Annotated in this window: 13 protein-coding genes and 2 pseudogenes; 7 read left to right on the top strand and 8 right to left on the bottom strand. The window is 38.4% G+C overall.

Translation table 11 applies throughout. The annotated features are described in order from the left end of the window. Positions 1 to 3 precede the first annotated feature (3 nt). Together mnmA and LZ575_RS06675 are read right to left on the bottom strand one after the other, a co-directional pair. The gene (gene mnmA / locus LZ575_RS06680; protein ID WP_235329991.1) at positions 4 to 1,191 is read right to left on the bottom strand and encodes a tRNA 2-thiouridine(34) synthase MnmA; all 1,188 of its coding nucleotides are present in this window, start codon (positions 1,189 to 1,191) and stop codon (positions 4 to 6) included. Between the two features lie 113 nt (positions 1,192 to 1,304). Beyond that, entirely contained in the window at positions 1,305 to 1,691 is a 387-nt protein-coding gene (locus tag LZ575_RS06675; protein ID WP_235329990.1) for a lipocalin family protein, read from the bottom strand. Positions 1,692 to 1,871: 180 nt separating this feature from the next. Between LZ575_RS06675 and LZ575_RS06670 the strand changes: the two genes are divergently transcribed. Then, a complete protein-coding gene (locus LZ575_RS06670) occupies positions 1,872 to 2,846 on the top strand; it encodes a fasciclin domain-containing protein (protein ID WP_235329988.1) in 975 nt (324 codons plus the stop codon). A 66-nt stretch (positions 2,847 to 2,912) separates the two neighbouring features. On the opposite strand, the gene yidC is transcribed toward LZ575_RS06670, so the two are convergent. The 3 genes and pseudogenes from yidC to LZ575_RS06655 form a co-directional block, all read right to left on the bottom strand. Beyond that, a complete protein-coding gene (gene yidC / locus LZ575_RS06665; RefSeq protein ID WP_235330685.1) occupies positions 2,913 to 4,772 on the bottom strand; it encodes a membrane protein insertase YidC in 1,860 nt (619 codons plus the stop codon). 57 nt (positions 4,773 to 4,829) lie between these two features. Further along, positions 4,830 to 6,474 (bottom strand): annotated as a pseudogene (locus LZ575_RS06660) (CTP synthase). A gap of 121 nt (positions 6,475 to 6,595) precedes the next feature. Continuing rightward, positions 6,596 to 6,835 (bottom strand): DUF3820 family protein, encoded by a 240-nt coding sequence (locus tag LZ575_RS06655; RefSeq protein WP_235329986.1) that lies wholly within the window; start codon positions 6,833 to 6,835, stop codon positions 6,596 to 6,598. A gap of 94 nt (positions 6,836 to 6,929) precedes the next feature. On the opposite strand from LZ575_RS06655, the gene LZ575_RS06650 reads away from it, so the two are divergent. Both LZ575_RS06650 and LZ575_RS06645 read left to right on the top strand, forming a co-directional pair. Then, positions 6,930 to 8,489, top strand: coding sequence for an NAD(P)/FAD-dependent oxidoreductase (locus tag LZ575_RS06650; RefSeq protein ID WP_235329984.1), 1,560 nt, complete (start codon positions 6,930 to 6,932; stop codon positions 8,487 to 8,489). A gap of 104 nt (positions 8,490 to 8,593) precedes the next feature. Beyond that, positions 8,594 to 10,129: a GH3 auxin-responsive promoter family protein gene (locus tag LZ575_RS06645; RefSeq protein ID WP_235329982.1), complete on the top strand. Its 1,536-nt coding sequence runs from the start codon at positions 8,594 to 8,596 to the stop codon at positions 10,127 to 10,129. Between the two features lie 5 nt (positions 10,130 to 10,134). Here LZ575_RS06645 and LZ575_RS06640 read toward each other — a convergent pair whose 3' ends face one another. The 3 genes from LZ575_RS06640 to LZ575_RS06630 all read right to left on the bottom strand — a co-directional run bounded on the left by LZ575_RS06640 (position 10,135) and on the right by LZ575_RS06630 (position 11,773). After that, on the bottom strand, positions 10,135 to 10,701 hold the full coding sequence (locus LZ575_RS06640) for a hypothetical protein (RefSeq protein ID WP_235329981.1): 567 nt from the start codon (positions 10,699 to 10,701) through the stop codon (positions 10,135 to 10,137). A 235-nt stretch (positions 10,702 to 10,936) separates the two neighbouring features. Next, a complete protein-coding gene (locus LZ575_RS06635) occupies positions 10,937 to 11,128 on the bottom strand; it encodes a cold-shock protein (protein ID WP_235329979.1) in 192 nt (63 codons plus the stop codon). Positions 11,129 to 11,305: 177 nt separating this feature from the next. Continuing rightward, positions 11,306 to 11,773, bottom strand: a complete 468-nt coding sequence (locus LZ575_RS06630; RefSeq protein WP_235329977.1) for a DUF4168 domain-containing protein — start codon at positions 11,771 to 11,773, stop codon at positions 11,306 to 11,308. A 218-nt stretch (positions 11,774 to 11,991) separates the two neighbouring features. On the opposite strand from LZ575_RS06630, the gene LZ575_RS06625 reads away from it, so the two are divergent. The 4 genes and pseudogenes from LZ575_RS06625 to LZ575_RS06610 all read left to right on the top strand — a co-directional run bounded on the left by LZ575_RS06625 (position 11,992) and on the right by LZ575_RS06610 (position 13,767). Continuing rightward, positions 11,992 to 12,300: a hypothetical protein gene (locus LZ575_RS06625; RefSeq protein WP_235329976.1), complete on the top strand. Its 309-nt coding sequence runs from the start codon at positions 11,992 to 11,994 to the stop codon at positions 12,298 to 12,300. Between the two features lie 12 nt (positions 12,301 to 12,312). Continuing rightward, positions 12,313 to 12,543: a hypothetical protein gene (locus LZ575_RS06620; protein WP_235329974.1), complete on the top strand. Its 231-nt coding sequence runs from the start codon at positions 12,313 to 12,315 to the stop codon at positions 12,541 to 12,543. Between the two features lies 1 nt (position 12,544). Further along, positions 12,545 to 12,958 (top strand): annotated as a pseudogene (locus LZ575_RS06615) (L,D-transpeptidase); the annotation flags it as partial. A gap of 131 nt (positions 12,959 to 13,089) precedes the next feature. Further along, on the top strand, positions 13,090 to 13,767 hold the full coding sequence (locus LZ575_RS06610; protein ID WP_235329973.1) for a hypothetical protein: 678 nt from the start codon (positions 13,090 to 13,092) through the stop codon (positions 13,765 to 13,767).

Genomic DNA, 13,767 nt, shown 5'->3' with positions numbered 1-13,767 from the left:
AGTTTATGAGATGACTCCCGAGCCGATTAGTTCATCATCAAGATACCATGCCACAAATTGACCCTCAGTAATTGATGCCTGGGCCTCTTGAAAAACTATATACATTCCATTTTCTGTAGGGTAAAGAGTAGCATCCTGTAAGGGTTGGCGGTATCGTATCCTGGCTTTTACTTTTAGTTCCTCATCAAAACCGATTTTTAGGTCGGGTCTTACCCAATGAACTTCTTCAGGATTTATAAACAGCGCTTTCCTATATAGTCCAGGATGATCTTTTCCCTGTCCGGTATAAATAATATTGGAATCGACATCTGTCTCTATTACGAAAAGGGGCTCCGGAGTTCCACCTACAGCAAGGCCTTTTCTTTGGCCCTTGGTGAAATAATGAGCTCCCTGATGTTCTCCAACAACTTTCCCATCAGAAGCAGCATATCTGTATTTTTGAGAAAGATGATTTAATTCCTCTTGTTTAGAGGTATGTTCCGGGGCAGGAGTTGCATACAACTCTTTATCAGCACCAATTTCTACTATAACTCCTTTTTTAGGCTGAAGTTTTTGCTGAAGAAATTCCGGTAAACGTACTTTTCCAATAAAACATAAGCCCTGAGAGTCTTTTTTGTCTGCGGTCACCAATCCCTGTTCTGAAGCAATTCTGCGAACTTCAGGTTTTAGAAGTTCTCCAACAGGAAACAAGGTTTTTGAAAGTTGCTCCTGGGTTAGCTGACAAAGGAAGTAAGATTGATCTTTATTAGGATCTTTTCCTGAAAGCAGCCTGTAGTAAGTCTTTCCTTTTTCAGAAATTTCTTCCTTGCGGCAGTAGTGGTAAGTAGCCACAAAATCGGCACCCAGCGAAAGTGCAATTTTCATGAAAACATCAAATTTGATCTCTCTGTTACAAAGAACATCGGGATTAGGAGTACGGCCTCTTTCATACTCCCGGAACATATAATCTACTATTCGTTCCTTATACTGTTCACTAAGATCTACAGTTTGAAAAGGTATACCGAGTTTTTCTGCAACTATCATTGCGTCATTGCTGTCTTCCAGCCATGGACATTCCTTGGATATTGTGACGGAGTCATCGTGCCAGTTCTTCATAAAAAGACCTATTACCTCATATCCCTGTTGCTGCAATAAATAAGCTGCAACACTGGAATCTACGCCACCTGATAAACCTACTACTACTTTTTTCATTTCACTTTAATCCCATTTCATATGGACTCTTAAAAAGAGTCGGGATTCTGATTGCAAAATTACGAAATAAAAAAAGGTGGCAAAAGCCACCTTCTATAAGTGTTGTGTTAAGGCTATTGTTGCTCAAAAGTTAACACTCCCATGTTTGAAGTAAAAATAAACTCATCTCCATCAAAATTTGCTGTACCAGTTATATTACCAAGTACAGGAACAGTTATCTGGTAAGACGAGTTTCCATTATTTGTCCAACTTCCGGCAGATTCTGTCACTGCGCATTCATTTGCTTCCAAATAAAAAGAACCTGTCCCGGTGTTATCAGGCTTAAAAGTGATGGTAGATTCCTGTTCACAAGCGGTAACATCAATAAGGGGAGGAGTGACATTAACTAATACCCAGGTACCTAAAATAGGATCTGGTCCTGTTGCATCTGTGTCATCATCATCTTCACTACAGGCAGCGAAAACTGCGAGGCTTAAAAATAAAACGAGAAATTTTTTCATAGAAATAGGTTTTATTAAATGTAAATATAAACATCTAACGCTTTAGTAATAAATTTATGTTCCGGAGTGAACTAAATATAATTTTATTTTAACGGGTGTTTAATTTTATTTAACTTAAGTTAAACACTTTGATGAAACGAAGATGTTTACTTTTATTGAATAAATCTTAAACATAAAAAAATGCTATTTCAATCTTATTTAAAACGAACAGCTTTAATAGCTTTTCTAAGTTTTGGTCTCTTTGCGTGCAACAGTGATGATGAAGCAGGAGATGTCGTAGAACCTTCTAACAGTATTGTAGATTTCGTAGAATCCAATCCTGATTATTCAAGCTTAAATGCCGCCCTGGAAGCTGCAGATCTAAAATCTACACTTTCCGGTAGTACTGATTACACAGTTTTCGCCCCTAACAATGCTGCTTTTAATGCTTTTTTATCGGCTAATGGATTTTCAGGGCTTAGTGCAGTTCCCGTAGATGTATTGACTCAAATTCTTTTAAATCACGTACAGCAAGGTTCAATATACGCTGCAGACCTTTCAACAGGTTACATTATGAGTATGGCAACAGGTGAAGCATCTGACGAAAATCTGAGCATGTATGTTAATACAGAAGATGGCGTTGTGATCAATGGGACTTCTACTGTTACTACTGCAGATATAGAGGTGGATAATGGGGTAATACATGCTGTTAATTCCGTAATAGGATTACCTGATATAACAACCTTTGCAACTGCAGATCCTAACTTTGAAATCTTAGTTGCGGCACTTACCCGTGAAGAAAGTTTTGATTTCGTATCCACTTTGCAAATGCAGGATGCTCCTGCACCTTTTACCGTATTTGCACCTACTAATGAGGCTTTTGTAGATCTTCTGGAGGAACTGGAGGTAGGAAGCCTGGATGATATTCCTACCAATGTTCTTGCTTCTGCATTAAGTTATCACGTAGTTACTGGTGCAAACGTGAGAAGTGCCAATATAATGGACGGAATGGAAGTTACCACATTTGAATCTGGAATGTTTACAATTAATACAGGAGACCCAGTTACCATTACCGATGAAAATGATCGAATGGCTAATATTGTAGCGGTAGATGTACAGGCTACCAACGGTGTTATACACGTTATTGATACCGTACTCCTTCCAGCTATGGAATAACTCCGGCACATTGAAAAAGAGAAAAGCCCGGTAAATTTTTACCGGGCTCTCTTTTTATACTTTATATTACTTTTTGTTCTTCTTTTGTTGTTGTTCTGCCTGCTCCATCATTTCCTGCATCTTTCTGGCGAACTTCCCTTGCTTTCGGGGCTTTTTCTTGTTCTCCTGGATCTTAGCGTGAATTTTGTCCTCATCTATAATTGCATATTTTATGACCAACATAATTCCAATTGTAATTAGGTTAGACGTAAAGTAGTACAGGGAAAGACCACTCGCATAGTTATTAAAGAAGAATAACATAAGAAGAGGAGATAGGTACATTATAAATTTCATGTTAGGCATTCCCGGCTGCTGATTTTGCTGCATAGTTTGTCCTGTAGTCATCATCATATAAATGAAGATTGCTATGGAAGCAAGAATTGGGAATAAACTCACGTGGTCCCCGTAAAATGGAATTTTAAAAGGAAGTTGTGCAATAGTATCATAACTTGAGAGATCATCTGCCCATAAAAATCCTTTTTGTCTTAACTGGAAAGCACTCGGGAAAAATTGAAAGAGAGCATAGAACACAGGAATTTGCATTAAAGCAGGTAGACACCCACTCATAGGACTGGCCCCGGCTTTACTGTACAGCTTCATTGTTTCCTGCTGCTTTTTCATTGGGTTGTCCTTATACTTTTCGTTAAGCTCATTGATCTCAGGTCTAAGAACTTTCATCTTTGCCTGTGACAGGTAAGATTTGTAGGTCACAGGTGACAACACAATTCTAACCACAATAGTCATTACAATGATCGCAATTCCATAACTGGGAAGGAAGCTGTTTAAGAAACTAAAGAATGGAATAAAAATATATTGATTGATCCATCCAAATATCCCCCAACCAAGAGGAACAATTTCGTCAAGGTTACGGTCGTAATCATTTAAGATTTTATAATCCGTTGGACCATAATACCAGTTCATATTATAATTTAACTCTCCTCCATTTAAAGAAAGTGGCAGGTGAGCTGCAAATTCTTTAGTGTACAGGGTGTCAACATCCTCATCCTGAACCAGGTTCCTGGATTCAAAAGCTCCTCTTTCAAAAGGTGTATCTGTTAATAGAATAGAAGTAAAAAAGTGCTGTTTAAAAGCAACATAAGAAATATCTTCTTCTTCGTCATCGGCTAAGTCTCCCTGCCCGAGGTAATCATCACTTCCATCACCGTATTCATAAATGAGTTCTGTATATCGATTCTCGTAGGAGATACTTTTCGCATGGCGATAACCCTTCAGTTTCCAGTCGAGGCTAATATCCTGGTTATTATTAAACACGCGGTTAAGTCCCTGAGAACGAATACTGAAATCTAACATATATTCGCCCGGTTTCAGTACATACCGATATTCCAAAAACTCATTTTCAGAAACTTTCAGTTTCATGGAAAGCACCTGATTTTCTCCGTTTTGAGAAACCGTTGGTTCAAAATAAAGGTTTTCAGTATCTAAAACTCTTCCGTCAGTTGTAGTGAAGTTAATATTAAAAGAAGCGTTGCCATCTTTTATGAGATAAACCGGGATAGAGTCAAAAGTTTTAAATTCAATAAGCCTTGCTTCTGAGATATAACCACCTTTGTTATCAATCTTTAATTCAAGAACATCATTTGAAATAGTGGTGGTATTTTCAGTTGCCGAAGGTAGTCCTGCTGAATATCCAAAAGCCCCCAGCTCTTTTTGTGCTTGTGCAATTTGGGTAGAATCTGAAGTAGTTGCAGGTAAATTCTCAGTGTTTAAAGGAACTGCTGTTTCCTGAACGAGTTCTGTATTCTCCTTTTCAGCTTCAACGGGTTGATTTTCAAAGGAATTGTTGTACAACATCCAGATTAAAATTCCTCCAATAAGGAAAAACCCGATGAGGGATTGTACGTCAAATTTTTTTCTTCCATGTGTAATGATAAAAATAATTGCGAATGTATCGCTCTATGAGTGCTTTGTCAAAAAAGCGACCCTTTAGTTACTTTGTGCCACATTGACACTTTTTTTCTTGCCCGAATGATTTAAGGCAGCTTCAATAAAAGCTATGAATAACGGGTGGGGATTTGCAACGGTACTTTTGTACTCAGGATGGTATTGTACTCCTACAAACCACGGGTGGTCTTCCAGTTCAATAATTTCAACAAGACCTGTCTCAGGATTAACTCCGGAGCTCTTAAGTCCTGCGTGCTCAAGTTCGTTCTTGTATTTGTTATTATATTCATAGCGGTGCCTGTGCCGCTCTTTAATATTTTTAGCCCCGTAGATCTTTTGTACCAGAGAACCTTCAGCTAATTCACAATCCCAGGCTCCCAAACGCATTGTTCCTCCTTTATGGGTAATGTTTTTTTGCTCTTCCATAATGTCAATGACAGGATGCTTGGTTCCCGGATCCATCTCTGTAGAATTCGCATTTTTGAGCTGAAGAACATTTCTCGCAAATTCAATAACCGCCATTTGCATTCCCAGACATATTCCAAAAAACGGAATTTTATGTTCTCTGGCATAACGAACAGCATCTATCTTCCCTTCAATTCCACGCTCCCCAAAGCCGGGAGCAACCAGGATACCATCCAAATGAGCAATTTTGTTGTTGATGGTGTTCTCATTTATAAATTCTGAATGGATGCTTTCTACAACTACTTTTACCTCGTTTTCGGCACCAGCGTGTATAAAAGCTTCCTGAATAGATTTATAAGAATCCTGTAGTTCAACATATTTTCCAATGAGGCCAATTCTCACCTCGTTTTTTGGATTCTTATGTCGTTTTAAGAACTGGTTCCAACGCTCCAGGTTTGGAGTGTTAGCGTCAGATAACATTAATTTTTTAAGGACAACTTTATCAAGTCCCTCATCCAGCATCATATTAGGTACATCGTAAATAGTGGAAGCATCAATAGACTGAATGACAGCTTCCTGTCTTACATTGCAAAAAATCGCAAGTTTTCTCCTAATATCGTCAGAGAGTTCGTGTTCTGTACGGCAAACCAGGATATCAGCCTTAATCCCGCTTTCCATTAAGGTTTTTACACTGTGTTGAGTCGGTTTGGTCTTAAGCTCCCCGGCTGCAGCCAGGTAGGGCACGAGGGTAAGGTGAATGACAAGGGCATTATCATCACCCAGCTCCCATTTTAGTTGTCTTACAGCCTCTATATATGGAAGGGATTCAATGTCACCCACAGTTCCACCTATTTCAGTAATAATTATATCATAATCACCGCTTTGCCCTAATAACTGTACCCGCTCTTTTATTTCATTGGTAATGTGAGGTACAACCTGTACAGTTTTTCCCAGGAATTCACCGCGTCTCTCTTTCTCAATTACACTTTGGTAAATTCGGCTAGGTAGTAACGTTATTGGCCTGTGAGGTATTTACATTTAAAAAACGCTCATAATGGCCAAGGTCAAGGTCAGTTTCTGCACCATCTTCAGTCACATAACATTCCCCGTGCTCATAAGGATTTAAAGTTCCCGGGTCAACATTTATGTAAGGATCAAGTTTCTGAATAGTGGTTCTAAAACCACGCGCTTGTAGTAATTTTGCCAGCGAAGCAGCGATGATCCCTTTTCCTAGAGAAGAAGAAACCCCGCCTGTGACAAAAATATACTTGGTTTCGGCCATTGTGTTGTGAGTTTGGTGCGTTGTATTATTCAGCGCGCTAAATTACAAAGAAGAATATAAAAATCCCCTGAATAATCTGCCTATTATTTTTGCTGAAAAAAAGAAACACCAGTATTTTAATTTATTGATTCTTAGGGTATTTGGATCGTATAGTGCGCAGGATATGCTCCATTCCGTTTACCTTTAAATCGGTCACCTGTCTTAACTGATCTCCTAATTTACCTTCAGGAAAACCTTTTTGCTGAAACCAAATGAGATAATATTCAGGAATTTCAGATAAATAATAATCCTTGTATTTCCCAAAATACATCCTGGCATAGGCCAATTCTATGAGAGCTTTATAATCAGGTTTTACTTCCATAGGACAAAATTAAGAAGAACTTCTTCGGAAGCAATAAAAACACCGTTTCTTATTCCATCCTGAAAAGATTATTTTTGCTGAATATTATAATTAAATGAAGTATCAATATCAACTACAGGTTTCCCCTGAAGCTGCGGCACGGGAAGACTTACTGCGGAAGGAAGTTTCAAAACATTCAGGAATCTCTGTTTCAGAAATGGCTCACGTAGAAGTTTTAAAACGTTCTATTGATGCCCGCCAAAAAGCTGTAAAGGTGAACCTGAAGGTTGAGGTGTTCGTGGGAGAAGACTTTCAAAAAACGGTTTTCAATTTACCGGACTATCCTAATGTTTCAAATAAAGAAGAAATTTTTATAATTGGGGCAGGCCCTGCAGGTTTGTTTGCCGCTCTACGTTGTATTGAAGCAGGAATTAAACCAATTATTATAGAAAGAGGTAAAGATGTGAGAAGCCGCAGGAGAGATCTCAAAGCTTTAAATATTGAACATATCGTAAACGGAGACTCTAATTACTGCTTTGGAGAAGGCGGGGCAGGTACCTATAGTGACGGGAAATTATATACCAGATCTAAAAAGAGAGGTGACGTGCAGCGTATTCTCAATTTATTAGTCGCATTTGGGGCAACAAATCAAATACTTGTAGATGCTCATCCTCATATTGGTACCAATAAACTTCCCGCGATCATAACCCAAATTCGCGAAATAATTATAGAAAGGGGAGGGGAAGTTAGGTTCGAAACCCGGGTCACAGATATTCTGCTAAGTGGTAATAATATTAGTGGAATTCGCACTCATAAAGGAGAAACGTTTTCTGCAAAAAAAGTAATTCTAGCTACAGGCCATTCTGCAAGAGATATTTTTGAACTTCTGCAGGAAAAAGGAATAGAAATAGAGGCTAAACCTTTTGCTCTGGGAGTACGGGTAGAACATCCACAACAATTAATAGATAAAATCCAGTATAAATGTGATGACCGCGGGGAATTTTTACCCCCTTCACCCTATAGTATAGTAAAGCAAATTAATGGCAGGGGGATGTATTCTTTTTGTATGTGTCCCGGGGGGATCATTGCTCCCTGTGCCACAAGTCCTGGGGAAGTTGTTACAAATGGATGGTCTCCAAGTAAGCGTGATCAGCCAACAGCAAATTCAGGAATTGTTGTGGAACTCAGGATGAACGATTTTAGAAACAATGGAAATTCTCCACTTTCCGGAATGTTTTTTCAGAAAGAGATTGAGCAAAGAGCCTGGGAAATGGGAGGGAAAACCCAAAGAGTACCTGCGCAGCGCCTGGTAGATTTTGTAGAAGGGAAAATATCTTTGGATCTACCGCAAACTTCCTATACCCCCGGAGTTACTTCCGCAGATTTAAAAGAAGTATTTCCCGCCTTTATTCATCAAACTCTAAAAGCGGGTTTTAAGGAATTTGGTAAAACAATGAAAGGTTATCTTACCAATGATGCTGTTATTCACGCTCCCGAATCCCGAACTTCCTCTCCTGTTAGGATTCCCCGTAATCCTGCAACCCTGGAACACATTAGGATCAAAGGCTTGTTTCCCTGTGGGGAAGGAGCGGGTTATGCAGGTGGAATTGTTTCTGCAGCAATTGATGGGGAAAAGTGTGCAGAAGCCTGTATAGGTATACTTGATCAACAGTGATATAGTTTAAAATCAAAGGTTAAATTCTTGATAATTTGTGGAATATCTAATAGGGATTTTCCACTTTTGTTGAGAATTTAAGTGGAACAAAATCAGGTGAGAAAATGGCTATAGTAGGATCTATTATAAAAGGTTTAATTGAGTTAAGGGATAAAATAGTTTCTGAACCCGATGCTGAAAAGGCTCAACTTGATGTTCTTAAAAACCTGTTGGAAAAGGCAAAGAATACTGCTTTTGGAAAACACTATAAATTTGAAGAAATACTGGCCGAAGATGACATTCCCAAAGCTTATGCTGAAAGAGTTCCATATTTCGATTATAATAAACTGAACGATGAATGGTGGCACAGGTTGCATGAAGGCGAAGAAGATATTACCTGGCCGGGAAGACCTCCTTATTTTGCTTTAAGCTCTGGTACTACCGGAAAAACCAGTAAACGTATTCCTGTAAGCGAGGAAATGGTAGAAGCCATTCGCCAGGCAGGAATTAAACAAATTGGTGCTTTAAGTAATTTTGACCTTCCTTCCGATTTCTTTGAGAAGGAGATCATGATGCTGGGTAGTTCTACTGATCTTCATAAAGAAGGGGATCATAAAGAAGGAGAAATAAGTGGAATTTCGGCAAGCAGGATTCCTTTTTGGTTTAGAGGATATTATAAGCCCGGGGAGGAAATTGCTTCAATTGAAGATTGGGATGAGAGAGTACAAAAGATAGCCGAAAACGCAAAAAACTGGGATATTGGAGCCCTTACAGGAATTCCTTCCTGGATGGAATTGATGCTTAAAAAGGTAATTGAACACCACAAAGTTAAGAACATCCATGAAGTATGGCCCAATTTACAGGTGTACACAAGCGGGGGAGTAGCTTTTGAACCATATGAGAAGAGTTTTAATTCGTTGCTGGCGTTTCCAATCACGGTTATAGACACTTATCTGGCTTCAGAAGGTTTTCTTGCTTACCAACAAAGGCCCGAGACACATTCCATGAAGCTTATCCTCGACAATGGGGTTTATTTTGAATTTGTGCCTTTTAAGCCGGAATATGTTAATGAAGATGGTTCTATTAAAGATAATGCTCCTGTAATTTCTTTAGCCGATGTCAAAGAAGAAGAGGATTATATCCTGTTAATCACTACAGTCTCGGGCGCATGGAGATATCTTATAGGTGACACTATTAAATTTACAGATGTTGAAAGACACGAAATAAAAATTACCGGAAGGACAAAATTCTTCCTGAATGTGGTAGGATCTCAACTTTCAGTAAATAAAATGAATGATGCCGTTCAGGAACTGGAGAAAAAATTTGATATTGAAATTCCTGAGTTTACACTCGCAGCTGTGAGAATAGAGGGCGAGTTTTACCATTCCTGGTACTTGGGAACAGATGCCCATGACCTGGACGATAAAGAACTTGCAGACGCCCTGGACCAGGCTTTGATGGATGCTAATAAAAATTATAAGGTGGCAAGGAGCAAAGCCTTAAAAGGAGTAAAAGTAAAAACCATTTCACCAGATCTTTTTCCGGAATGGAATGCGGCCAACAAAAAGAAAGGTGGCCAGGTGAAAATGGAAAAAGTAATGAATGAGGAGAAGTTTGCGCAGTGGGAAGAATTTATCAAAGAACAACTTGCTTCCAGATAAAACTCTTATTCCAGTTCTTCAACAAGTTCTACAATCTCTTCCGGAGACAGGTATAATCTTTTGATCCTTCCCTTATAAACTTCAGAGAGGTGAGCGTGGTTTAATATAAAATCCTTCGTTGCCAGGATATATTCTCCCATACCGTGATTAACGGCATAGGTATCTGCAGCTCTTTCAGCTTCACGAATGTATCTTTTTGAGAAGATATATTTAACTCCAAATACCAGCATATTAAATCCTTTCCTGTCGCGATAATCCATAATGTGTCCCAGTTCGTGGCCAATCCACCCAATTAGCACGTCTTTTGGAATATCCTCAACCCCAAATTCCTCATGCTCTATGTGCAATCTTTCACTTATATATACAAAGTAAGATCTATTCTTTCGCTTCCTAAAAAGTGACGAAAATTTCGGCTGTGCCTGCATAAAAGACTTTTTAATATTCTTCTTGAACTTAAATTCAATAGGAGTATCTATAAGTTCAGGATAATGTGAGAGAGCGATGCGCACCTCATCTTCTATGGAAGAGGGAATAATTTTATTGGTAAGGACAATTCGGTCGTTATTTTTCATAGCTTCTGGAGCGCCAAAACCCAAAATTTGTACAAAGAAAATGAAACCTGCACATATTAAAATTCGTGAAGATCTCATATTAATTTAGTAGAGGCGGGTAATGTCAATTTCTCTTTTTTATAAAGATAACATTATTGAATGGTTTATAAAAACCATTGCCCTTATAAGAAAAAAAGCCCTGCACAATGTGCAGGGCTTGAAACTTTCATAAGTATAGTAACTATATAAACAAAGCCTAAGCTTGTTTTACGTTTACTGCATTTAATCCTTTTCTTCCTTCTTCAAGATCAAACGTAACTTCGTCATTCTCTCTGATGTCATCAACAAGACCATTTGCATGTACAAAATATTCTTTGTTTGATTCTTCGTCTGTAATAAATCCAAATCCTTTAGTATCGTTAAAGAATTTCACAGTTCCTCTATTCATTATATATAAATTTAATTTGCACAAATGTATATCAAATTAATGACTTTTCAGCAGAATTTAAATTTTATTTAAAATATTTTAAAAAATCATCTTTTGCTGTGAAAATAATTTAAAGTTCACAAAATGTATAATGGAGAGTGGCTTTATATTTAAAGCCTCTGCTTCCAGATTATTTTATTATGAGGACATAATCTTTTGAAGTCTTTGAAGGATTTCAGGATTGGATTGCATGGCAGTATTGATTTGTTCGAAACGTTCTACTGTAAGTCCTGCATCGGTAATAATTTTTTCCATTTGAGCCTGAATCTCAGGCTGGAGTTTATCCAGGGTTTCAACCGCTTTTGCATGTTTTTCCTGGTCCTCTTTAGAAGCTTCCACTTTTTTATTCTGCATCTTAGCCTGGTGAATTTCATTAAAAGTTTCAATTTTTAAGTCTTGTTCTTCCACAGCGGCTATCATCTTCTTTTGCGCATCCTGATTTGCCACCTGTATACCCTGGTATGCAGCTGCAAATTTTTCCAGTTCGGCATCTGTAACCTTTACCTGTTGTTCCTGTTGCTGGTTCGCTTGCGGTACCTGGGCTATTACAGCTGTTCCCGAAAATAAGCCTGCACACACCAATAGAGTGCTCAATTTCCTTTTCATTTTTAGCATCTTCATCATTTTCTTTTTTAAGAATATTTTCGCAAGCTAAGAGGGAGAGCTTGGAATAGCTAATTTGCGTCGTTAAAAGTTTGTTAGAAATGCCAGCTGCAATTTTGATAATATTATCTTCATCTTATAATATCAATTTCAGTAGATCATAAATTTTAGAAAGGTAAGGTATTGCCGGACGACTAAATTTTGCACTAAAGCCCCTCATATTGAAAACGGACTTTTCCTTTGTTAACCGAAAATTTTATTTTTTCCCATTCGCGGTAATTCTTATATTCCTCTTTTCGTGTGCTGATGATCGTTCCGAAGAAAAACAGGAGATAATTGAAAAGGAGAGGATTAGAGACAGCCTTCATAGGGATTCCCTGAAAATTGCAGAAGAAGAATTGATAATCCCACCTCTGGTAATAAAATATCGATTAGATTCGCTAATAGATGCCAATTCCCGGGATAGTATTTTGGGACTGTACAGTGAGGAACAGCAAAGAATTATATTTGCTTTAAATCGCATTGAGTAAGTACGGGTAGGAGTGGGGACAAGCCTTGTTTTTCCTGATACCCTTCTTGCTGATTTTAATAAATATGCTCCTTTTCCCGCATCACTGGGGATCCTTGATTCCATTCCAAAAGTGGTCCTTATTTCACAAAGGGTACAGGCTTTTGGACTGTATGAAAAAGGTGAGTTAATACGGTGGGGGCTAAGTAAGCTCAGGAAAGCAGTCTACTCCCACACCCAATGGCTTACACTACGGAAATTATAAAGCCCAGCGGAAAGTAAGTACAGTGAACCGCGATTGGATCCTGCCTTATTACTTTAATTTCATGAACTTTGAAGGTGTAGGAACACATCAATACCTTTTGCCCGGTTTCCCCGCCAGTCACGCGTGTGTAAGACTATATATGGATGACGCCAAATTTATTTATGACTGGGCCCGGCAATGGGAGCTGGATAAAGCTGGGCAAAAAATTGTCAAAAATGGTACACCATTTATGGTTTATGGAGAGTACAATTATCAGGATCCTTTTCCCTGGCAGCAACTACCGGAGAATCCGGAGGCAAATTCTATATCAAATGAGGAGCTGGCCATTTTAAAGAAATATGCCGAAAACTATTTTAAGGATGAAAGAAATTTTCAGGAAATAGATAACGACTCCATTAACCTTGTTCAGGAATAACTTCTTTAAATTTGTACTTTGGAGAATATTTAATTGCAAGAATGAAAACTATAAACAAAATACCCAGGGTAGTATCTCTTTTATTGCTATTTCTGATTTTTCAGAATATAACAGCACAAGAAACAACTGTAATGATAAGGGTACAGAGTAAAGATGCCAAATTTATTGGGAGCTCTATAGGAGGTGCGCAAATAGTGGTACGAGACGCTACAACAGGTGAAATTTTAGCTGAAGGTCTAACCAGGGGATCTACTGGAGATACCGATAAAATAATGAAGGAGCCCAGAACGAGAGGAAAACAACTTACAGATGATAAAACAGCCGGATTTTTGGCCCGGCTAACTATTGAAAAGCCAGTTTTTGTTACTGTAGATGCAATAGCACCTGTAAATAAAAAACAGGCAAGCGTGAGGTCCAGTACCCAGCTGTGGGTTATCCCCGGAAAAAATATTACAGGAGACGGAGTTATTCTTGAAATTCCCGGATTTGTGGTAGATATTTTGTCCCCTCAAACCCACGAACGAATTGGAGCTGAAGAAGAGATAAAAATTACTGCTAATGTTGTAATGATGTGTGGTTGTCCCGTCACTCCAGGCGGAATTTGGAATTCCGATAATTATGATGTTTCAGCAACAATTACCAAAGACAGTGGAGAATCAAATACAATAAAACTAAAAGCCGATGAAAAAGCCAGTACTTTTTCTGCCAAGACCTCGCTTACAGCAGGGAACTATGAAGTAGTGGTTTACTCCTTTGATCCCGCTACAGGAAATACGGGATTGGATAAAACCAATATTATAGTTCAATAA

Source organism: Antarcticibacterium sp. 1MA-6-2 (assembly GCF_021535135.1).
Classification (GTDB): domain Bacteria; phylum Bacteroidota; class Bacteroidia; order Flavobacteriales; family Flavobacteriaceae; genus Gillisia.
This window is presented reverse-complemented; position numbering and strand designations above follow the sequence as displayed.